We start from the raw sequence: 20,090 nt of genomic DNA, 5'->3' as shown, positions 1-20,090 counted from the left end.
CCTGCGCGTCATGTCCGACTACGTGGAAGGTCTGCTTGCCGATATCCAGACCGAAAAGTGCGATGTTTGCCATGATGATCCTCCGCGCCGAATTGGAAACAGCCCAGCAAGCGTAGCCTGCTGGGCTATTGGAGTTCAGGCTGACCATCACATTAGCCCCTTGCCCGTTCGTATTCCCTCGCGCCGCTACGCTTGCCGCGCTCGGTCAGCGCGGAAGCGGCACCCAAACACGTCCGCGCAGCGGACACAAAACCCGGGTTCAAGCTACCAACTTACGATTGGGATATCGCCAAACAAAAACCCGGCGCAAGGCCGGGTTATGTCGCGGGGCGGGCAGGGCGCTTACGGTTCGAGCCAGACCAGGCTCGCCATGCGGCCGGTGACGCCGTCGCGCCGGTACGAGAAGAAACGCTCGCGTTCGATCACCGTGCAGTGCTCGCCGCCGCTCACCTCGGTGACGCCTGCCTCGGCCAGGCGCTGGCGGGCGAGCAGGTAGATGTCGGCGAGGTATTTGCCGTCGCCGATGTCGCTGAATGCCTCGGCGGCTTCGGGCGCGTGCGCGACAAAGTGCGCGCGCACCTCGGCGCCGACCTCGAACGCGTCCGGGCCGATGGCGGGGCCGAGCCAGGCGAGGATTTCGCCCGATGGCACGCCCATCGCGGCGACGGTCGCTTCGAGCACGCCGTCGGCCAGGCCGCGCCAGCCGGCGTGCGCGGCGCCGACCACGCTGCCGGCCTTGTCGCACAACAGCACCGGCAGGCAGTCGGCGGTCATCACCACGCAGACGGCGCCCGCGCCGTGCGCGACGCTGGCGTCGGCGTCCGGCACCGCGCCGGAGAGTTCGCCCGCGTCGACCACGTGCACGCCGTGCACCTGGTTAAGCCACGCCGGCTCTGCCGGCAGGTGGGCGCGCAGCGCCTCGCGGTTGTGGGCGACGGCGAGCGCGTCGTCCCCCACGTGCATCGCCAGGTTGAAGCCCGCCCACGGCGGCTGGCTCTCGCCACCGGCGCGGGTGGTCACCAGCGTGCGCACGCACGCCGGCGCCGCCCAGCTCGCCGTCAGGAACTCAGTCGCGGACATACAACACCTCCACGTCGCCGTCGTCCTCGTCGTCCCAGTCTTCGTCGTCTTCCCAGTCCTCGCCCGCGGGGAGCATTTCGCCGGTCTCGCCACGCAGCACGGCGAGCAGCGACTTCATGTCGTCCGGCAGGCGCGCGGTCCAGTTCATGGTCTGCCCGGTAATCGGGTGGGTGAGCGAGAGCTTGTACGCGTGCAGTGCCTGGCGGCCGAGCGCCTTCACCGCGTCGCTGGCGGCCTCGTCCATCTTGTGGCGCGGGTTGCCGTATACCGGGTCGCCGGCCAAGGGGTGGCCCGCCTCGCGCATGTGCACGCGGATCTGGTGGGTGCGGCCGGTTTCCAGGCGGCACTCGATATAGCTGTGGTAGGGGTAGCGTTCGAGCACGCGCACATGGGTGATCGCCTGCTTGCCGCCGAACTTCACCACCGCCATGCGCAGGCGGTTGTGCGGGTCGCGGCCGATCAGGGTGTCGATCTTGCCGTCGAACGGCACCACGCCGTCGGCGATCGCGCGGTAGATGCGCTTGACGCTGCGCGACTGCATCTGGCGCACCAGCTCGGTCTGCGCGGGCACGGTGCGCGCGACGACCATCAGGCCGCTGGTTTCCTTGTCCAGCCGGTGCACGATGCCGGCGCGCGGCACGCGGGCAATTTCCGGGTAGTGAAAGAGCAGGGCGTTCAGCAGCGTGCCCGACCAGTTGCCGGCGGCCGGGTGCACCACCATGCCGGCCGGCTTGTTGACGACCAGGATGTGCTCGTCCTGGTAGATCACGTTCAGCGGCAAGTCTTCCGGCTGGTAGGCGGCTTCCTCGGGCAGTTCTACCGCCTCGACGCGCACGGTTTCGTCGCCCATCAGCTTGGTCTTGCCGGCGACCACCTTGCCGTCGACGGTAACGAGGCCGTCCTTGATCCACTGGGTCAGCCGGCTGCGCGAGTACTCCGGCAGTAGCTTGGCGAGCGCGCCGTCGAGGCGCTCGCCGGCGTACGAGAACGGCACGGTCAGTTCGCGTGCCGCGAGACTCCCGTTTTCTTCCGGGATGTCGTTATAATCGTCGCCATCGAAATAAGGATTGGTCATGAAAAGATATCTTGCTGCGGTGTTGATGGTGGCGAGCCTCGCCGGTTGCGCCTCGACCAGCGAGCCGAACGACGAGACGCGTGGCTGGACGGTCGAGAAGATCTACGGCGAGGCGAAGGATGAGTTGAACAGCGGTAATTATACGCGCGCAATCAAGCTCTACGAAACGCTGCAGGCACGCTACCCGTACGGCCGCTACGCCCAGCAGGCGCTGATGGACCAGGCGTATACCCACTACAAGGACCAGGAGCCGGAGTTGGCGCTGGCTGCGGCCAACCGCTTCATCCGCCTCTACCCGGCGCACCCCAACCTCGACTACATGTACTACCTGAAGGGCCTCGTCTATTACAACGACGATAGCACGACGCTTGCCAAGTGGGCCGGCCAGGACATGAGCGAGCGTGACCCGCGCGCCGCGCACGAGGCGTTCAACGCCTTCCGCGAGCTGACCGTGCGCTTCCCGCAAAGCCCGTACAGCGCGGATGCAACCGAGAAGATGCAGCAACTGGTCGCCGCGCTCGGCGGCCACCAGATGCACGTCGCACGCTACTACATGAAGCGCGGCGCGTGGCTGGCTGCCGCCAACCGCGCGCAGGACGTGGTCAAGGAATACAGCAACACCGGCCACAACGAAGAGGCGCTGGCGATCATGGTCGTCGCCTACGACAAGCTGGGCATGAAGGACCTGTCGGCCGACGCGTCCCGCGTGCTCAAGCTCAACTACCCGAACAGCCAGTGGCTGCAGCAGCCGTGGCAGGTCAAGGAAGTCGCGTGGTGGAAGTTCTGGTAAGCCGGCTTTCCGGCACCTGAAAGACAGACAGGGCGGCCCGCAGCGGCGGGCGCCCTTTTTTTGCGCGTAGCAGCAGGAAGGGACGACCATGAAGGCAATGCTGATCAACCGCTGCGGCGGGGTGGACGTATTCGAGGAAGCGACACTGACCCGCCCACATCCCGGGCCGAACGAGGTGCGCATCCGGGTGATGGCCACCAGCGTGAACCCGATCGACTGCAAGATCCGCGCGGGCGCGGTGCCGCTCTCGCCGGCGTTTCCGGCGCTGCTGCAGGGCGACGTCGCCGGCATCGTCGACGCGGTCGGCGACGGGGTGAGCGCGTTTGCCGAGGGCGACGCGGTGTTCGGCCTGATCGGCGGCCTGCGCTCGCACCAGGGCGCGCTCGCCGAGTACGTGCTCGCCGACGCGCGCTTGCTCGCCAGGAAGCCCGACGCACTCGACATGGTCGAGGCGGCGGCGCTGCCGGTGGTCGCGCTCACCGCGTGGGAAGGCCTGATCGAACGCGCGCGGGTAAGCCCGGGGCAGAGCGTGCTGGTGCAGGGCGGCGCCGGCGGCGTCGGCCACATTGTCGTGCAGATCGCGCGCGCGGCCGGCTGCCGCGTCACGGCGACGGTGTCCGGCAAGGAGAAGGGCCGGCTCGCGCGCCGCCTGGGCGCCGACGAAGTCGTCTACTACCGCGACGAGCCGGTCGCAGCTTACGTTGCAAGGCTGACCGGCGGGCGGGGTTTCGACGTGGTATTCGACAGCGTCGGCGGCGCGTCGCTAGACGCGTCGTTCGCCGCCGCCGCGCCGGGCGGGCAGGTGGTCGCCATCGCCGCGCGTTCGACGCATGACCTCTCGCCGGTGCACGGCAAGGGGCTCACCCTGTCGGTGGTGTTCTCGCTGTCGCCCTTCGTGCACGGTGGGCCGCTTGCCCGCGTCGGCGAGCGGCTAGCGCGCATCGCTCAACTGGCGGACGCCGGCCTGCTGCGCCCGCATATCGACCCGCACGCGTTCACGCTGGCACAGGTGGCCGACGCGCACCGGCTGGTCGAATCCGGTGGTGCCGAAGGCAAGGTGGTGGTGCGCGTAGGCGTCTGACGCTGCGGCTGGCTGGCCGGGCAGACGCCCGGCTGGCGTGGGGCAAGAAAGAAATGCGAATGCCCCGCAGCGGGGGCATTCGGGCTTAGAACCTTGCACATCGCCGATACGGCGTTAAAAACGGCTTCTAAATGCTCATGTACGACCTGTACATTCCGCTTTCTCAGCCGTTTTCGCTCTTGCCCTCGCTCGCGAGAGCATGAACACGCTCTTAGACCGCTTCTTCGCCGGTCTCGCCGGTACGGATGCGCACCACCTGCTCGACCGGGTAGACGAAGATCTTTCCGTCGCCGATCTTGCCGGTGCGCGCCACTGCGATGATCGCCTCGATCGCGCGTTCGACCAGGTCGTCGCCGAGTACCACCTCGATCTTCACCTTGGGCAGGAAGTCGACCACGTATTCGGCGCCGCGGTAGAGTTCGGTGTGGCCCTTCTGGCGGCCGAAGCCCTTGACCTCGGTGACGGTCAGCCCGTTGATGCCGATCTCGGACAGCGCCTCGCGCACTTCGTCGAGCTTGAACGGCTTGATGACGGCTTCAATTTTCTTCATCGGTTTCTCCAGGTAAAGCTATCGGGCGGTCGTATCGCCGGCGCGCGGATATGACTCATACAATGCTGAAAAGCGTCCGCGTGCCTTATAAAAAAAGCCATTATCCTGTATTATTACGCGCTTCCCTGATATTTGTCGCGGGTGTCGAATGTCTTACCTTCTCAAGCTGCAGGGCGGTGCCGCCCTGTCCTCGTTCCGTCTGGAAAAACTGCTGGAAAGCGCGAGCGAAGCCGGCCTGCCGCCGCTCGCCATCGCCGCCGAGTTCTGGCACTTCGCCGAATGCTCGGCCGAACTCACGGCCGGGGAGCTTGAGACGCTGCAAAAGCTGCTGGTCTACGGCGACGCGCCGCTGGCCGACCGCCCCGAGGGCGAGCTCTTCCTGGTGACGCCGCGTCTGGGCACGCTCTCGCCGTGGGCGTCCAAGGCCACCGACATCGCTAAGCACTGCGGCCTGGAAAAAGTCGGCCGCATCGAGCGCGGCACCGCCTACTACGTTAAATCCGCCGCGCCGCTGGACGACGCCGCGCGCGCGCGCGTCACCGCCTTGCTGCACGACCGCATGACCGAGACGGTGCTGCCTGGCCTTGACGACGCGGCGCGCCTGTTCGTGCACATCGACCCGCAACCCTTGACCACCGTCGACGTGATTGGCGGCGGGCGTGAAGCTCTGGTTGCCGCCAACGGCGAACTGGGCCTCGCGCTGTCGGCCGACGAGGTCGACTACCTGGTCGAGAACTTCACCCGCATGGGCCGCAACCCGACCGACGTCGAGCTGATGATGTTCGCGCAGGCGAACTCCGAGCACTGCCGCCACAAGATCTTCAACGCGTCGTTCACCATCGACGGCGAAGAGAAGGCCAAGTCGCTGTTCCGCATGATCCGCGACACCCATGACGCGCACCCGGAAGGCACGCTGGTCGCCTATTCCGACAACGCCTCCGTGATCGAGGGCGGCTTCATCGACCGCTTCTACCCGGCCTCCGGCGACAACAGCTATGCCTTCAACCGCGAGCCGACCGCCATCCTGATGAAGGTCGAGACGCACAACCACCCGACGGCGATCGCGCCGTTCGCGGGCGCCGCCACCGGCTCCGGCGGCGAGATCCGCGACGAGGGCGCGACCGGCCGCGGCTCGCGCCCGAAGGCGGGCCTGACCGGCTTTACCGTCTCCAACCTGAACATCCCGGGCTTCACCCAGCCGTGGGAGCGCTACAGCGAAGCGAGCGCCGAGTACGGCCGCCCGGACCGCATCGCCTCGCCCCTGCAGATCATGCTGGACGGCCCGATCGGCGGCGCCGCGTTCAACAACGAATTCGGCCGGCCGAACCTGACCGGCTACTTCCGCACCTTCGAAGAGATGTTCGCGGGCGAGATGCGCGGCTACCACAAGCCGATCATGATCGCCGGCGGCGTCGGCAACATCCAGGTCGCGCAGATCCACAAGAACCGCATCCCGGTCGGCGCCCTGCTGATCCAGCTGGGCGGGCCGGGCCTGCTGATCGGCCTGGGCGGCGGCGCCGCCTCGTCGATGGACACCGGCGCCAACAGTGCCGACCTCGATTTCGACTCGGTGCAGCGCGGCAACCCGGAAATCGAACGCCGTTGCCAGGAAGTGATCGACCGCTGCTGGCAGCTGGGCGAGCACAACCCGATCCAGTCCATCCACGACGTCGGCGCAGGCGGCCTCTCCAACGCCTTCCCTGAGTTGGTGAACGACGCCGGCCGCGGCGCGATCTTCGAGCTGCGCAAGGTCAACCTCGAAGACAAGGGGATGACGCCGATGCAGATCTGGTCGAACGAGTCGCAGGAACGCTACGTACTGGCGGTGACCCCGGACGACCTCGAGACCTTCCGCGCGATCTGCGAGCGCGAGCGTTGCCCGTTCGCCGTGCTCGGCACCGCGACCGAAGAAGGCCACCTGCAGGTGCGCGACGACGTGTTCGGCAACAACCCGGTCGACATGCCGATGGACGTTTTGCTGGGCAAGCCGCCGCGCATGCAGCGCGACGTCAAGCGTGTCGAACGCGAGACCGTGGTGTTCGACGCCGCGCGCTTCCCGCTGAAGGAAACCGCTTACCGCGTGCTGCGCCTGCCGGCCGTCGCCGACAAAAGCTTCCTGATCACCATCGGCGACCGCAGCGTCGGCGGCATGACCGCGCGCGACCAGATGGTCGGCCGCTGGCAGGTGCCGGTCGCCGACGTGGCCGTCACCACCATGGGCTTCAACTCCTACCGCGGCGAGGCGATGGCGATGGGCGAGCGCACGCCGGCCGCGCTGCTGAGCGCGCCTGCGTCCGGCCGCCTGGCGGTCGGCGAGGCGCTGACCAATATCGCGGCGAGCTTCGTCGGCAATATCGGCAACGTCAAGCTGTCGGCCAACTGGATGGCCGCCGCCGGCCACCCGGGCGAAGACGCGGCGCTGTACGACACCGTCGAAGCCGTTTCCAGGCTGTGCCAGCAGGTCGGCGTCAGCATCCCGGTCGGCAAGGACTCGCTGTCGATGAAGACGGTGTGGAAAGAGGGCGACGAGCAGAAGTCCGTCACCGCGCCGCTGTCGCTGATCGTGTCCGCCTTCTCGCCGGTCGAGGACGTGCGCAAGACCGTCACCCCCGAACTTAAGGCCGACAAGGACACCGACCTGATCCTGATCGACCTGGGCTACGGCCGCTGCCGCCTCGGCGGCTCGGCTTACGGCCAGGTCTGGAAGGCGATGGAAGGCCGCTCGCCGGACGTGGAAAGCCCGCTGCAACTGGCCAGCTTCTTCGACGCGATGCAGTCGCTCCTGCGCGACAACATGGTGCTGGCGTACCACGACCGCTCGGACGGCGGCCTGTTCGCGACACTTGCCGAGATGATGTTCGCCGGCCGCGTCGGCATCAGCATCGACCTGCAGGAGCTGGTGATCGAGCGCCGCAACACCCAGCGCTATATCGCCGACTTCGTGCAGCCGACGCCGGAAGCGGCGACGCACGGCCGCATCATGCGCGTGCTGTTCAACGAGGAACTCGGCGCGGTGCTGCAGGTGAAGAAGGCGCACACCTCCGAGGTGATCTCGCGCTTCATGAAGGCCGGCATCGGCCGCGAACTGTTCGTGCTGGGCAAGATCAACAGCAAGGACCGCTTCGTGATCAAGCACCGTGGCGAAGAGCTGTTCAACGAGCCGCGCACCGACCTGCAGCGCGCGTGGAGCGAGACCAGCTACCGCATGCAGCGCCTGCGCGACAACCCGGCGTGCGCGGACAGCGAGTACCTGCTGCTCTCGGACAACAAGAGCCGCGGCCTGTTCGCCGAACTCACCTTCGAGCCGACCGAGAACCCGGCTGCGCCTTACCTGAACCTCGGTGCACGCCCGCGTGTCGCCGTGCTGCGCGAGCAGGGCGTCAACGGCCAGCTCGAGATGGCGGCCGCGTTCAACCGCGCCGGTTTCGAGGCGGTCGACGTGCACATGAGCGACGTCATCGCCGGCCGCACCCGCCTGTCCGACTTCAAGGGCCTCGCCGCCTGCGGCGGCTTCAGCTACGGCGACGTGCTGGGCGCGGGCGAGGGCTGGGCGAAGAGCATCCTGTTCAACCCACGTGCGCGCGACGAGTTCGCCGCCTTCTTCGGGCGGGATGACAGCTTCGCGCTGGGCGTGTGCAACGGCTGCCAGATGATGTCCAACCTGTCCGAGATCATCCCGGGTGCCGAGGCGTGGCCGAAGTTCAAGCGCAACGCGTCCGAGCAGTTCGAGGCGCGCTTCACCATGGTCGAAGTGCCGGCGTCGCCGTCGCTGTTCCTCTCCGACATGGCGGGCAGCCAGCTGCCGGTGGTGGTCAGCCACGGCGAAGGCCGCGCGGTATTCGCGCCGGGCGCGCAGGCGGAGGTGCAGGTCGCGCTGCGCTACATCGACTTCGGCGGCCGTCCGACCGAGACCTATCCGATGAACCCGAACGGCTCGCCCGCCGGCATCACCGGCGTGACGACGGCAGACGGCCGCTTCACCATCATGATGCCGCACCCGGAGCGCACCTTCCGCACCGTGCAGATGAGCTGGCACCCGGAGGGCTGGGGCGAGAACGGCCCGTGGTTCCGCATGTTCGCCAACGCGCGGCGCTGGGTCGGTTAAGCCACCGGCACGGCAAGGGGAGCCTTCAAGGCTCCCCTTTTTCTTTTATCCAGATTTGTTTACAGCCGCCCGCGCGGCGATTTAATATGCATGAATCGGCAATCGACGCCACGTCGCCTTGCCGAGAGGAGCTAGGCGCGCACATCCCGCCGAACATAAGACACTGCTGCAGCAGGGCAATATGAATACAACCATCACAGCCAATCCGCCGGCCCTGGACGAGGTGTGCCGTCTGGTCGGCTTCAGCCGTTCTCACGCGGCGTGTCTTGCCGAGCACGGCGCGGACCTCGCGTCCGCCGACGATGCTTTCGGCCACCGCTATTTCGGCTTCCTGCTCGAGGCGGCGCCGCCGCTGGAGACGCTGACGCGCAAGCTCGGGTCGGCGCTGCGCGCCCTGATCGACGGCCAACAGCGTCACCACGAGCAGCTGTTTGCCCTGCCGCTGGACGCCGCCGCACAGGACAGGGCTGCTGCGATGGGCCGCATCCACGGCAAGCTCGGGCTGTGCCCGTCCTTGCTGGCCGGACTTTCCGAGGTACGTGTGCGCGCCGTCGACCAGGCCCTGCACGGCCTGCGCCTTGACGAGGCCGTGCAGGGCGAGCTGCGCGAAGCGGCTCGCCGCCGCATCCAGGTCGACCTGCTGATGCAGGTGTCCGCCTGCCGGTCGCTCGCCCCAAACACCGTTCCGGCAACAGCGACTCCCGCGCGCAGCTTGCCGGCTAGCTGGCTGGCGGAGCTGGCTGGCATGGACAGCGCGCTGACCCCGGCCGTGGTGTGCGACAGCGCCGCGCGGCACGGCCTGTCGGTCGCCTGTTACGCCTTGCCCGCTGCGCATCGCGTAGGCGGCGCACCGCGCTTGTTGCCGGATGCAGCGTTGCGCGCCGCGCTCGACGCGGCGGCGGCCGGGCAGCCGTGGCATGGCGAGGGCGCATTGTGTGTCGGCGCCCCTGGCGCCGCGCCGCGCTTCGCCTTGCTGGCGGCAGGGCTGGACAACGACGCGCAGACGCTTGCCCAGCTCAAACTTGTCGCCGCGCTGCTGGCCAACCCCGCACAGCCCGAGCTGCAGGCGAGCGAACGGCTCACCTATGTGTCGCAGCACGACCTGACCACCGCCTTGCCGAACCGGCAGCGCCTGCTCGAACTGATCGACGCGCTGCAGGTGCCGGAGCGCTGGCTGATCGTGGTCGCGCTCGACGGCTTTCACGAGCTGAACGCGCGCCTGGGGCACGCGCAGGGCGACGAGCTGCTGCGCCAGTGCGCGCGCCGGCTCGACCGGCTGAGCCGGCACTGCGGCGGCACCGCCAGGATAGGGGCGGCACGCTTTGCCGTTTACGGCGACAGTGCCCGCGAGGGCGTCGACACCATGCTCGAGCGGGTGGTCGCCGCGCTGACGCTGCCGATCAAGCTGGGCATCGAGGCGGTCGAACTCTCGGTCAGCGCCGGCATCGTCGTCGACAAGGGCGAACGCAGCGACGCCTCGGCGATGCTGCGCCGCGCCGACCTTGCGCTGATCCGCGCGCGGCAAGGCGGCGGGGGCGGCTGGCACTACTACGACGAGGCGATGGATATCGAGATCCGCCGCCTGCACAAGCTGCGGGCCGACTTCGCGCTGGCGCTGCAGGCGGGCGAACTCGAGCTCTTCTACCAGCCCAAGATCAACCTAGTCAGCCACCGCGTGACCGGCGTCGAGGCGCTGGTGCGCTGGCGGCAGAACGGCCGCTTCGTGCCGCCGGGCGTGTTCTTCCCGGCGATCGAGACCTGCGACTTGATGCGCCGGCTAGACGCGTGGGTGCTCGCCGAGGCGGTGGCCAGCCTCGAGCGCTGGCAGTCGGCCGGCCGCAAGCTGTCGATGAGCGTCAATGTGTCCGCCTTGTCGCTCAAGCACGAGAGTTTCCTGCCGCTCGTCGAGGGCCTGCTCGAACACCACGCGCTCGAGCCTGACACGCTGGAGATCGAGGTGCTGGAGACCCTGTCGCAGCAGGAGGCGATGCAGATCGCCGGCAAGCTCTCGCGCTGCCGCGAGCTTGGTCTGCGCGTCGCGCTCGACGACTTCGGCACCGGCGCGTCGTCGCTGGTGCATCTGCAACAACTGCCTTTTGACACCATCAAGATCGACCAGCGCTTCGTGCGCATCCTGATCGATTCGCCGGAGAACGAGGCGATCATCCGCAGCATGGTCGCCTACGCCGGGCATACCCGCCGCCGCCTGGTCGCCGAGGGCATCGAGAGCCAGGCGATCTGGCAGCGGCTGCTCGAACTGGGGTGCGAGGACGGGCAGGGCTACGAAATCTCGCCGCCGATGTCGGCCGAGACGCTAGAGCTCTGGCTGGAGGACTGGCGCTGCGGCGAGGAAGTCGCCGCCTGACAAGAAAAAACCGGGGCATGCCCCGGTTTTTTTTTGGTTTTCCTTACAGGCCTGCTTCGACCAGCTCCTCGCGGGTGAGCAGAAACACGAAGCCGTCGCCGCCGCTGGTCTCGAGCCAAGTGAACGGCAGGGCAGGGTAGGCGGCCTCGAGCACGTCGCGGTTGTGGCCGATCTCGACCAGCAGCACGCCCTTCGGGTTGAGCAGGCGGCTCGCCTCGGCGAGGATCACGCGGGTCGCGTCCAGCCCGTCGCGGCCGGAACCCAGCGCGATTTCCGGCTCGTGCAGGTATTCGGGCGGCAGCTCGTCGACCGACTCCTCGTCGACATACGGCGGGTTGGAGACGATCAGGTCGTACGTTTCTTCCAGCCCCTCGGTCATGTCGGTGTGGATCAGCTGGATCTGCTCGCCCAAGCCGTACTGCTCGATATTGATGGCGGCGACTTCCAGCGCGTCCAGCGAGATGTCGACCGCGTCGACGTCGGCGTCCGGGTAGTGGTGCGCCAGCTGGATCGCCAGGCAACCGGAGCCGGTGCACAAGTCGAGCGCGTGGTGCACGAGCTCGGGGTGCTCGATCCACGGCGCGAGCGGCTCGCCCAACAGTTCGTAGATGAAAGAGCGCGGCACCAGCACGCGTTCGTCGACGTAGAAGCTGAATTCCCCCTGCCACGCCTCGTGGGTGAGGTAGGCGACCGGCACGCGCTCGAGCGCGCGGCGGGCGATAGCGTCGAGCACGGTCGTCACTTCGCTTTGCAGCAGGCGGGCGTCGAGGTAGGGCTCGAGCGTGTCGATCGGCAGCTTGAGCAGCGACAGGATCAGGTAGGCGGCCTCGTCGTGCGCGTTGAGCGTGCCGTGGCCGTAGCTCAGCCCGGCCTCGTTGAAGCGCGACACCGCAAAGCGCAGCAAGTCGCGTACCGTGGTCAGTTCCTTGGCGGCTTGTTCGTACATGTGTTGATGTTTCCAGTGAGAAGGGCGTGCGCAAGGCACGCCCGCATGGGTAGGGATGGCCGCGTCAGAACGGCAGTTCGGCGTCGGTGACGGCAGCGAGCACCTGGCTGAAGTCGGCCTTGATGCGCTCGAGCGCGTCGGCGTTGTCAGCCTCGAAGCGCAGCACGATCACCGGCGTGGTGTTCGACGCGCGGGCGAGGCCGAAGCCGTCCTTGTACTCGACGCGCAGGCCGTCCAGCGTAATCACCTCTTCGGCGCCGTCAAAACGCGCGCTCTGCTGCAGGCGCTCGATCAGCGCGTGGTTCTCGCCCTCGGCCGCGAGCTTGATGTTGAGCTCGGGGGTCGACACCGCGTTGGGCAGCGCGTTGAGCAGCGCGGACGCGTCGTCCACCCGCGAGAGGATCTCCAACAGGCGCGCGCCGGCGTACAGGCCGTCGTCGAAGCCGTACCAGCGTTCCTTGAAGAACACGTGGCCGCTCATCTCGCCGGCCATCAGCGCGCCGGTTTCCTTGATCTTGGCCTTGATGAAGCTGTGGCCGGTACGGCACATCACCGGGACGCCGCCGTTGTCGCGGATCCACGGCGCGAGCAGGCGGGTCGACTTCACGTCGTAGATCACCTGAGCGCCCGGGTTGCGCTCGAGCACGTCGGCGGCGAACAGCATCAGCTGGCGGTCCGGCCAGATGATGTTGCCTTCCTTGGTGACCACGCCCAGGCGGTCGCCGTCGCCGTCGAAGGCGAGGCCGATCTCGGCGTCGGTCTTGGCCAGCGCGTGGGTCACGTCCTGCAGGTTTTCCGGCTTGGCCGGGTCCGGGTGGTGGTTGGGGAAGTTGCCGTCGACCTCGCAGAAGAGTTCGCGCACCTTGCAGCCGAGGCGGCGGTACAGCGTCGGCGCGAAGGCGCCGGCGACGCCGTTGCCGCAGTCGATGACGATGTTCATCGGCCGCGCGAGCTTGATGTCGCCGGTGATGCGGTCAAGATAAGCGGCGCTGATGTCCTGTTCGCGGTAGCCGCCGGCGCCGGTAGCCAGCTCGCCCGCCTCGATGCGGGAGCGCAGCGCCTGGATCTCGTCGCCGGAGAGCGTGCCGCCGGCCATCATCATCTTGAAGCCGTTGTACTCGGGCGGGTTGTGGCTGCCGGTCACCATCACGCCGGAGAGGGTGCCCAGCTCGTACGCGGCAAAATACAGCATGGGCGTGGCGACGCGGCCGACGTCGATCACGTCGACGCCGGCGGCGCGGATGCCGTCGGACAGCGCGCGGGACAGGTCGGGGCCGGACAGGCGTCCGTCGCGGCCGACGACCAAGGCGGCGACGCCCTGTTCGCGCGCGAGCGAGCCCAGCGCCTGGCCAATCAGGCGGGCTGCGTCGAGCGTCAGCGTCTTGCCTACGACACCGCGGATGTCGTAGGCCTTGAAGATGTCTTTGCTAAGGGTCGGGCTCATCAGACTTGCTTCCAAAATGCGGCGGCCGCCTGCGGGCGGCCGTCGGTCAGTTTATGCGGCGAGGGATTGCGTCAATTGTACCAGCTGATCGAGCCTTGCACGCGCGGCGCCGCTGTCGAGCACGCTGCGGGCGAGCCCCACGCCGTCCTTGAGCGAGTCCGCGAGCCCTGCCGTGTAGATCGCCGCACCGGCGTTGAGGAGCACGATGTCGCGCGCCGGCCCGTGTGCACCGTCCAGCACCGCAAGCAGCGTCTGGCGCGACGCTTCCGGCGTCTCGGCGCGGATCGCCGTGAGCTCTGCGCGCGCGAAGCCGAAGTCTTCCGGCGCGATCTCGTACTCGCGGATCCAGCCGTCCTTCAGCTCGCACACCATGGTCGGCGCCGAAATGGTGATCTCGTCCAGCCCATCGCGGCCGTGCACGACCATCACGTGGCGGCTGCCCAGTTGTTGCAGCACGCGCGCCTGGATGCCGACGAGGTCGGGGTGGAACACCCCCATCAGCTGGTTGTCGGCGCCGGCCGGGTTGGTCAGCGGGCCCAGGATGTTGAAGATGGTGCGCACGCCCAACTCCTTGCGCACCGGCGCGACGTGGCGCATCGCGCTGTGGTGGTTGGGCGCGAACATGAAGCCGACGCCCAGCTCGTCGATGCACTGGCCGACCTGTGCCGCCGACAGCGTCAGCCGGATGCCGAGCGCCTCGAGCACGTCGGCGCTGCCCGAACTGGAGCTGACCGCCCGGTTGCCGTGCTTGGCGACGCGCCCGCCGGCGGCGGCGACCACGAACATTGCGGTGGTCGAGATGTTGAAGGTGTGCGACTTGTCGCCGCCGGTGCCGACGATGTCGATCAGGTGCTCGTGGCGCGTGAGCGGCACCGGTGTCGCGAATTCTCGCATCGCGGCGGCAGCCGCGGCGATCTCGAGCACGGTCTCGGTCTTGACGCGCAGGCCGACCAGGATCGCCGCGGTCAACGCAGGCGGGATCTCGCCGCGCATGATCTGGCGCATCAGGTCGAGCATCTCGTCGTAAAAGAGTTCGTTGCCGTCGATCAGACGGTTGAGGGCAGCCTGGGCGGTGATCATCGAGCTATCCTTGTGGTTCTGTTTATCGCGCCGCGGGGGCGAATTCGGTCAGGAAATTTTCGAGCATGCGGTGGCCGTGCTGGGTGAGGATGGCTTCCGGGTGGAACTGCACGCCCTCGATCGCCAGCGTCTTGTGGCGCACCCCCATGATCTCGCCGTCGGCCGTCCACGCGGTCACTTCCAGGCATTCGGGTAGCGACTCGCGGCGGATCACCAGCGAGTGGTAGCGGGTGCACACCACCGGGTCGGGCAGGCCGCGGAACATGCCCAGATTGTGGTGGTGCACGTCGGACACCTTGCCGTGCATCAGCTCCTTGGCGTGCACGATCTCGCCGCCGAAGGCTGCACCAATGCTCTGGTGGCCGAGGCAGACGCCGAGGATGGGCAGCTTGCCGGCGAAATGGCGGATCGCCGGCACCGAGATGCCGGCCTCGGCAGGCGAGCAGGGGCCGGGCGAGATCACCAGGTAGTCGGGCGCGAGCGCCTCGATCTCGTCCAGCGTGATCTCGTCGTTGCGGTGGATGCGCACTTCCTGCCCGAGCTCGCCGAAGTACTGCACGAGGTTGTAGGTAAACGAGTCATAGTTGTCGATCATCAGCAACATGGTGTTCTGCTAAGCCTTCAAGTGAGGGGCGGTACGGCATGCGCCGCACATCGCCCGTAAAGCGCCGTGACAATCACAACATCATGCAACGGCGATCCAAGTTAAACAATCCTGCTAGCGGCAGCGGATGGCCTGCCTGTCCGTTGCGCAGTACGATAAGGTTTTGCACCGGCCAAGCGCATGCGTAAAGCGTCTTTTTCCCAGCGGGTCCGCGCCCTGATCGGCGCGCGTCCCAGGCTCTCCCTGGCGCTGGCGCTGGGCACGGCGGCCTGGTTCTTGCTGCCCATTGACACTTCCTTGCTGCTCAGGGCCTTGCTCGCGTGGAACGTCACGGCGTGGACCTACCTGATCGGCCTGTGGTTGATCGTCTTTTCCACGCGGCCGCACCATATCCGCCGCCACGCGGTACGCGAGGACGAAAGCGCCGCGCTGGTGCTCGCCCTGGTCTGCGCGGGCTCCTTGATGAGCGTCGCCGCGATCGTCATCGAGCTTGCGCTGGCCAACCACGGCGCCTGGCATGTGGCGCTCACCGTCGCCACGCTGCTAAGCGCATGGCTGTTGCTGCCGACCTGCTTTGCGGTCCACTACGCGCATCTCTTTTACCTCGCCGACCCCGCCAAACCCATCCTGCAGTTTCCCGACGAGCCGGCAGAGCCCGACTACTGGGATTTCCTGTATTTCTCGTTCACCATCGCGGCGACCAACCAGACCGCCGACGTCGGCATCGCCAGCGCCCGCGTGCGGCGCCTGGTGCTGCTGCAAGGCATGCTTTCATTCGTCTTCAACCTGTTCATCCTCGGGCTGACCGTCAACCTGGCGGCCGGACTGCTTGGCGGCTGAGGCGGGGGCGCGGCCCGCGAGGTGCGCGCGCGGGTGCGCCTGGTCGTAAGCGCGCGCCAGGTGCTGGAAGTCGAGCGAGGTGTAGACCTGGGTTGTCGACAGGTTGGCATGCCCCAGCATTTCCTGCACCGCGCGCAGGTCGCCCGACGACTGCAACAGGTGGCTGGCAAACGAGTGGCGCAGCATGTGCGGGTGCACGTGGCGGCCCACACCGCTTTGCCTGGCCCAAGCGGCAAGGCGCAGCTGGATCTGCCGTTTACCGAGCGGCGCGCCGCGCGTGCCGACAAACAGCGCGTCGCTGCGGGCGATAGGCGTGCGCAGCGCAAGCCAGGCATTGATCGCGTCTTTTGCCTTGGCGCCGACCGCGCAGACGCGCTGTTTTCCGCCCTTGCCCAGTACGTGCACCGCGTCAGCGGCGAGATCTAGGTCGGCAAGCGTCAGGCCTGCCAGCTCGGACAGGCGCAGGCCGCCCGAATAGAACAGCTCGAACATCGCGAGGTCACGCGCCAGCAGCGTCTCGTCGCCGTGTTGCGGCGCGTCGAGCAACTGCATGGTGCGCTCGACCGGCAAGGCCTTGGGCAGGCGGGACGCCGCCTTCGGCGCTTTAAGACCATGACAGGGGTCGTCGTCACGCGCGCCTTGGTCGATCAGGTAACGCTGGAAGGCCCGCCAGGCCGACAGCGTGCGCGCGATGGTACGCGGCGAGCGCCCCCGCTGCGCCATGCGCGCGAGTTCGCGCGCGAGCTGCGCGCGGCCAAGGCCGGCAGGCGCGACGTCAGGGTAGGCCGCCGAGAGCAGATCGATATCGCGCGCATACGCCGCAAGCGTATCCGGGCTGCGCCCGGCGAGCGAAAGTATCGAGAGGAAGCCCTGCCTGGCCGCGACCCAGTCCATGTCAGGCACCCCGGCGCAGGCGGGCCATCTGCAGCAGGCGGCCGAACAGCTGCGTGTCCTGCTCGTTTTTCAGCAAAGCGCCGGAGAGCGGCGGCAGCTCCTGCGCGGCCTGGCTCTGCCGCAAGTGCTCGGGGCCGACCGCTTCGGCGTCTAGCAGGCGCAACCAGTCGAGCAATTCGGACGTCGACGGCTTTTTCTTGAGCCCCGGCAGTTCGCGGATGCCGAAGAAGAGTTCGAGCGCCTCGCTGACCAGTTGCGGCGCCAGGCCCGGGTAGTGCGCGTCGACGATGGCCTGCATGGTGTCGCGCTCCGGGAAGCGGATGTAGTGGAAGAAGCAGCGGCGCAGGAAGGCGTCCGGCAACTCCTTCTCGTTGTTCGAGGTGATCAGGATGATCGGGCGTACGCGCGCGCGCACGAACTCTTGCGTCTCGTGCACGAAGAATTCCATCTGGTCCAGTTCGCGCAGCAAGTCGTTCGGGAACTCGATGTCGGCCTTGTCGATCTCGTCGATCAAGAGCACAGGCGCGGTATCCGCCTCGAATGCCTGCCACAGCTTGCCCTTGACGATGTAGTTGCGGATCTCGTTGACGCGCGCGTCGCCCAGTTGCGAGTCGCGCAGGCGGGAGACCGCATCGTACTCGTACAACCCGTGCTGCGCCTTGGTCGTCGACTTGATCGGCCAGACGATCAGCTCGCGGCCAAGCTCGCGTGCGATCTCCTCGGCGAGCATGGTCTTGCCGGTGCCGGGCTCGCCCTTGATCAGCAAGGGGCGCTCGAGGGTGATCGAGGCGTTGACGGCGAGCATCAGGTCGTCGGTGGCGACGTACTGGCTGCTGCCGGTAAAGCGTTGCTTCATGGGTCGGTTTTCCTTGTCGGGTTTTGCACTGCGTGTCCATGCAAAGAGCCGCCCGTGGGCGGCTCTGTCGGATAACCTGCGGACTTAGCGGCGGATCAGCTCGGCCTCAAGGTCATCCAGGGAGATGCGCCAGCTGCCCATCATGTAGCGCAACAGCGCCATCTCGGCGTCGCCGATGCTACCGTCGGACTTGCATACATCCAGCGCGAGCGCGCAGGTGAGCAGGCGCTTGGTGCGGTCGGTCACCAGCGACAGGTAATCGTCGACGCGCTCCTTGTCGAGCAGCGCGATCGAGCCGTCTTCACGCTCGGCGTCGGCGAAGGCGTCGCACAGTTCGGTGAGGATGGTCACGAAGCGCTTGCGCGGCAGGCCGATCAGCTCGTACACGTGCAGCTTCTCAAGCGTGTCCAGTTCCCGCTCGTCCATATGGCCGTCGGTCACCATGAAGAGGGCGACCAGGCGGGCGATCGCTTCGGGCGAGTTGTTCGCGTAACGGTTCAAGTCAATTCTCCAGTCAGGTCCGCGAAGCGGGCGGCGAAAGCCGCCGGGATGCGGGCTACCTTCTGGGCCGTGTAGTCGAAGAACACGACCCCTGTTTTCAATCTTGCCACTTCCTTGCTGCCGTTGTCATCGACAATCTGGTAGAGGATGTCGCAACCATAACGGTTGAAGTCGGCGAGGCCGACCCGCACGCAAAGCGCGTCACCGTGAAAAGCCTGGCTTTTGTAACAGATCGCCGCGTCGGCCATGATGATGCCAAGCCCCTCGACGTCCATCTCGCTGTAGCCAAGGCTCTTCAGGAAACGCACGCGCGCCTCGTGTGCCAAGCCGAGCACCGCGTCATTGGCGAGGTGGCCGCCGTAGTTGATGTCGCCGATCCGCACGTCAAGCCGGGTCTCGAACAGGATGGGCGAAGGGGCGGGGAGTTGCAATCGGGCCATGGCGGAGGTGCGGGTTGAGAAAGAGGTCGGGGCAGAATACGGGCGTCCTTAACCTGAATCAAGTGCGGAGCATTCCGTTTTGTTAGACTAGTCTCATAAGGCAATACGAAACCTCAGGAGAGCAGAATGTACAACCGTATTTTCGTCCCGGTCGACGACAGTCAGACGTCCAACCAGGCGCTGGTCGAGGCCTGCCAGCTGGCCAAGACCATGCAGGCCGGCGTCCGCCTGGTACATGTGGTCGACCTCGCGCAATTCGGCTGGGGTGGCACGGAGTTTCTCGACGCCAGCGAATTGCAGGACTCGATCAAGCAGGCCGGCGGTCAGGTGCTCGCGCAGGCGTCGCAGATCGCGCGCGAGCAAGGTATCGAGCCGGAAACCCAGATCCTCGAGAGCTGGGGCGACAAGATTTCCGCGGTGCTGATGGACGACGCCAACGCGTGGGGGGCGGATCTGATCGTGATGGGCACCCACGGCTACAGCGGGCTGATGCACATTCTGATGGGCAGCGTCGCCGAGGGCTTGCTCAAGCTGACGGATGTGCCGGTGCTGCTGGTGCGCAACCAGGAAGAAGACTGAGTCCGCCTATGCCGCCTGCCTTGTCGGGCGGCATGACGTGCGCAACAAAAGGCCCGCCCGGAACCATCCGGGCGGGCCTTTTGCGTGGCGATGATGCGGCCGGCTTAGCCGTGCACGCCGACTGCGTCGGTCGTTTCGCCTTCCTGCGCTTCGATGCGGGCTCGCACCGCCTTGCGCAGGCTCTTGTACAGGTCCGGGTGGGTTTCCTTCAGATACTCGACGATCTCGAAGTCTTCGCGCTTGACCTTGGCCAGGTCGATCTGCTCGATATGCACGAGGCGAAGCAGTTCGCGAACCGGCTTGGGCATGTTGCGGCCGCTCTCGTAACGGGAACCGCCGGACTGGGTCACGCCGATGCGGCTCCAGAACTCCTGCTGGTTCAGGCCAAGTTTGCGACGGATTTCGCGCGGGTTCGCGATCTTCTCAAAGAGTTTCATGGTGAATTCCTCAGCTTATGAAAGAGTAATTGTCGTTATGGGCGTTGCACACCCTGTACCATAGCAAATATCAGCAAGTGACCAAGTACAATGCATGTTGGGTGCTGAAATATTATCTGGATCTAATTTTAGGTACGGCTAATGTAGAAGTACAGCGGTATACGAGCGCAATGACGCGGAAATGAAAAATTCCGTCGCAATAACAAAATTCAAGTGGGGTTACAGCCAGAATTCTTCAAGAGGAGGGGTACGGCAGAGGGGTAGAACGTGGGGAGGGTGGCGAGCCTGACCCCCGGCACTTGCACGTGGTAGCTGTGGCTGCTTCCTTCCGGACCTGACCAGATTCACTACGGTGCAATGCGGGGAGACCCGCCACGGCTTCGCACTATATAGACAAAAGTGATTAGCAGCAACCCCAACCGT

At 66.7% G+C, this 20,090-nt stretch carries 18 protein-coding genes and 1 other RNA gene; 6 read left to right on the top strand and 13 right to left on the bottom strand.

The features are described 5' to 3' along the window. Positions 1 to 342 precede the first annotated feature (342 nt). Both pgeF and rluD read right to left on the bottom strand, forming a co-directional pair. Positions 343 to 1,080: a peptidoglycan editing factor PgeF gene (pgeF, locus tag GZH52_RS06655; protein ID WP_163315703.1), complete on the bottom strand. Its 738-nt coding sequence runs from the start codon at positions 1,078 to 1,080 to the stop codon at positions 343 to 345. After that, the gene (rluD, locus tag GZH52_RS06650; protein WP_163315702.1) at positions 1,067 to 2,155 is read right to left on the bottom strand and encodes a 23S rRNA pseudouridine(1911/1915/1917) synthase RluD; all 1,089 of its coding nucleotides are present in this window, start codon (positions 2,153 to 2,155) and stop codon (positions 1,067 to 1,069) included. The genes pgeF and rluD overlap by 14 nt, the downstream gene beginning before the upstream one ends. Here rluD and GZH52_RS06645 point away from each other — a divergent pair. Together GZH52_RS06645 and GZH52_RS06640 are read left to right on the top strand one after the other, a co-directional pair. Continuing rightward, the gene (locus GZH52_RS06645) at positions 2,154 to 2,945 is read left to right on the top strand and encodes an outer membrane protein assembly factor BamD (RefSeq protein WP_163315701.1); all 792 of its coding nucleotides are present in this window, start codon (positions 2,154 to 2,156) and stop codon (positions 2,943 to 2,945) included. The genes rluD and GZH52_RS06645 overlap by 2 nt on opposite strands. A gap of 88 nt (positions 2,946 to 3,033) precedes the next feature. Continuing rightward, a complete protein-coding gene (locus GZH52_RS06640; RefSeq protein WP_163315700.1) occupies positions 3,034 to 4,026 on the top strand; it encodes a zinc-dependent alcohol dehydrogenase family protein in 993 nt (330 codons plus the stop codon). Between the two features lie 211 nt (positions 4,027 to 4,237). Here GZH52_RS06640 and GZH52_RS06635 read toward each other — a convergent pair whose 3' ends face one another. Beyond that, a complete protein-coding gene (locus GZH52_RS06635; RefSeq protein WP_136550943.1) occupies positions 4,238 to 4,576 on the bottom strand; it encodes a P-II family nitrogen regulator in 339 nt (112 codons plus the stop codon). A gap of 148 nt (positions 4,577 to 4,724) precedes the next feature. Here GZH52_RS06635 and purL point away from each other — a divergent pair, with 148 nt between their 5' ends. Then, on the top strand, positions 4,725 to 8,681 hold the full coding sequence (gene purL, locus GZH52_RS06630) for a phosphoribosylformylglycinamidine synthase (protein WP_163315699.1): 3,957 nt from the start codon (positions 4,725 to 4,727) through the stop codon (positions 8,679 to 8,681). A gap of 181 nt (positions 8,682 to 8,862) precedes the next feature. Further along, entirely contained in the window at positions 8,863 to 11,046 is a 2,184-nt protein-coding gene (locus tag GZH52_RS06625) for a putative bifunctional diguanylate cyclase/phosphodiesterase (protein WP_163315698.1), read from the top strand. Between the two features lie 43 nt (positions 11,047 to 11,089). Here GZH52_RS06625 and prmB read toward each other — a convergent pair whose 3' ends face one another. The 4 genes from prmB to GZH52_RS06605 form a co-directional block, all read right to left on the bottom strand. Next, the gene (gene prmB / locus GZH52_RS06620; RefSeq protein WP_163315697.1) at positions 11,090 to 11,992 is read right to left on the bottom strand and encodes a 50S ribosomal protein L3 N(5)-glutamine methyltransferase; all 903 of its coding nucleotides are present in this window, start codon (positions 11,990 to 11,992) and stop codon (positions 11,090 to 11,092) included. A gap of 64 nt (positions 11,993 to 12,056) precedes the next feature. Beyond that, positions 12,057 to 13,436, bottom strand: a complete 1,380-nt coding sequence (locus GZH52_RS06615; protein ID WP_163315696.1) for a phosphomannomutase/phosphoglucomutase — start codon at positions 13,434 to 13,436, stop codon at positions 12,057 to 12,059. A gap of 51 nt (positions 13,437 to 13,487) precedes the next feature. Further along, complete coding sequence (trpD, locus tag GZH52_RS06610; protein WP_163315695.1) at positions 13,488 to 14,516, bottom strand: anthranilate phosphoribosyltransferase; 1,029 nt, start codon at positions 14,514 to 14,516, stop codon at positions 13,488 to 13,490. A 22-nt stretch (positions 14,517 to 14,538) separates the two neighbouring features. Continuing rightward, positions 14,539 to 15,120 (bottom strand): aminodeoxychorismate/anthranilate synthase component II, encoded by a 582-nt coding sequence (locus GZH52_RS06605; RefSeq protein ID WP_163315694.1) that lies wholly within the window; start codon positions 15,118 to 15,120, stop codon positions 14,539 to 14,541. 180 nt (positions 15,121 to 15,300) lie between these two features. Here GZH52_RS06605 and GZH52_RS06600 point away from each other — a divergent pair, with 180 nt between their 5' ends. Continuing rightward, entirely contained in the window at positions 15,301 to 15,960 is a 660-nt protein-coding gene (locus GZH52_RS06600) for a DUF1345 domain-containing protein (protein WP_163315693.1), read from the top strand. Here GZH52_RS06600 and GZH52_RS06595 read toward each other — a convergent pair. From GZH52_RS06595 to GZH52_RS06580, 4 genes are all read right to left on the bottom strand, one after another. Further along, on the bottom strand, positions 15,892 to 16,854 hold the full coding sequence (locus tag GZH52_RS06595) for a tyrosine-type recombinase/integrase (protein ID WP_163315692.1): 963 nt from the start codon (positions 16,852 to 16,854) through the stop codon (positions 15,892 to 15,894). The genes GZH52_RS06600 and GZH52_RS06595 overlap by 69 nt on opposite strands. A 1-nt stretch (position 16,855) precedes the next feature. Beyond that, on the bottom strand, positions 16,856 to 17,710 hold the full coding sequence (locus GZH52_RS06590; protein WP_163315691.1) for an AAA family ATPase: 855 nt from the start codon (positions 17,708 to 17,710) through the stop codon (positions 16,856 to 16,858). 84 nt (positions 17,711 to 17,794) lie between these two features. Further along, a complete protein-coding gene (locus GZH52_RS06585) occupies positions 17,795 to 18,211 on the bottom strand; it encodes a tellurite resistance TerB family protein (RefSeq protein ID WP_203525641.1) in 417 nt (138 codons plus the stop codon). Next, positions 18,208 to 18,651, bottom strand: a complete 444-nt coding sequence (locus tag GZH52_RS06580) for an acyl-CoA thioesterase (protein ID WP_163315690.1) — start codon at positions 18,649 to 18,651, stop codon at positions 18,208 to 18,210. The genes GZH52_RS06585 and GZH52_RS06580 overlap by 4 nt, the downstream gene beginning before the upstream one ends. 126 nt (positions 18,652 to 18,777) lie before the next feature. Between GZH52_RS06580 and GZH52_RS06575 the strand changes: the two genes are divergently transcribed. Further along, the gene (locus GZH52_RS06575; RefSeq protein WP_163315689.1) at positions 18,778 to 19,230 is read left to right on the top strand and encodes a universal stress protein; all 453 of its coding nucleotides are present in this window, start codon (positions 18,778 to 18,780) and stop codon (positions 19,228 to 19,230) included. A 104-nt stretch (positions 19,231 to 19,334) separates the two neighbouring features. On the opposite strand, the gene GZH52_RS06570 is transcribed toward GZH52_RS06575, so the two are convergent. Both GZH52_RS06570 and ffs read right to left on the bottom strand, forming a co-directional pair. After that, on the bottom strand, positions 19,335 to 19,667 hold the full coding sequence (locus tag GZH52_RS06570; protein WP_163315688.1) for a helix-turn-helix domain-containing protein: 333 nt from the start codon (positions 19,665 to 19,667) through the stop codon (positions 19,335 to 19,337). A gap of 275 nt (positions 19,668 to 19,942) precedes the next feature. Then, positions 19,943 to 20,041: signal recognition particle sRNA small type (gene ffs, locus GZH52_RS06565), an RNA gene on the bottom strand. Positions 20,042 to 20,090: the final 49 nt, after the last annotated feature.

It is taken from the genome of Crenobacter caeni, assembly GCF_010435965.1.
Classification (GTDB): Bacteria; Pseudomonadota; Gammaproteobacteria; order Burkholderiales; family Chromobacteriaceae; genus Craterilacuibacter; species Craterilacuibacter caeni.
The sequence above is the reverse complement of the archived record's forward strand: the minus strand, read 5'-3'. Positions and strand labels throughout refer to the sequence as shown.

Coding starts and splice junctions, on each gene's coding strand:
- GZH52_RS06595 (WP_163315692.1), bottom strand. CDS start 16,854: ATGGACTGGGTCGCGGCCAGGCAGGGCTTCCTCTCGATACTTTCGCTC.
- trpD (WP_163315695.1), bottom strand. CDS start 14,516: ATGATCACCGCCCAGGCTGCCCTCAACCGTCTGATCGACGGCAACGAA.
- prmB (WP_163315697.1), bottom strand. CDS start 11,992: ATGTACGAACAAGCCGCCAAGGAACTGACCACGGTACGCGACTTGCTG.
- GZH52_RS06600 (WP_163315693.1), top strand. CDS start 15,301: ATGCGTAAAGCGTCTTTTTCCCAGCGGGTCCGCGCCCTGATCGGCGCG.
- pgeF (WP_163315703.1), bottom strand. CDS start 1,080: ATGTCCGCGACTGAGTTCCTGACGGCGAGCTGGGCGGCGCCGGCGTGC.
- GZH52_RS06605 (WP_163315694.1), bottom strand. CDS start 15,120: ATGTTGCTGATGATCGACAACTATGACTCGTTTACCTACAACCTCGTG.
- purL (WP_163315699.1), top strand. CDS start 4,725: ATGTCTTACCTTCTCAAGCTGCAGGGCGGTGCCGCCCTGTCCTCGTTC.
- GZH52_RS06640 (WP_163315700.1), top strand. CDS start 3,034: ATGAAGGCAATGCTGATCAACCGCTGCGGCGGGGTGGACGTATTCGAG.
- GZH52_RS06645 (WP_163315701.1), top strand. CDS start 2,154: ATGAAAAGATATCTTGCTGCGGTGTTGATGGTGGCGAGCCTCGCCGGT.
- rluD (WP_163315702.1), bottom strand. CDS start 2,155: ATGACCAATCCTTATTTCGATGGCGACGATTATAACGACATCCCGGAA.
- GZH52_RS06615 (WP_163315696.1), bottom strand. CDS start 13,436: ATGAGCCCGACCCTTAGCAAAGACATCTTCAAGGCCTACGACATCCGC.
- GZH52_RS06625 (WP_163315698.1), top strand. CDS start 8,863: ATGAATACAACCATCACAGCCAATCCGCCGGCCCTGGACGAGGTGTGC.
- GZH52_RS06580 (WP_163315690.1), bottom strand. CDS start 18,651: ATGGCCCGATTGCAACTCCCCGCCCCTTCGCCCATCCTGTTCGAGACC.
- GZH52_RS06635 (WP_136550943.1), bottom strand. CDS start 4,576: ATGAAGAAAATTGAAGCCGTCATCAAGCCGTTCAAGCTCGACGAAGTG.
- GZH52_RS06570 (WP_163315688.1), bottom strand. CDS start 19,667: ATGAAACTCTTTGAGAAGATCGCGAACCCGCGCGAAATCCGTCGCAAA.
- GZH52_RS06590 (WP_163315691.1), bottom strand. CDS start 17,710: ATGAAGCAACGCTTTACCGGCAGCAGCCAGTACGTCGCCACCGACGAC.
- GZH52_RS06575 (WP_163315689.1), top strand. CDS start 18,778: ATGTACAACCGTATTTTCGTCCCGGTCGACGACAGTCAGACGTCCAAC.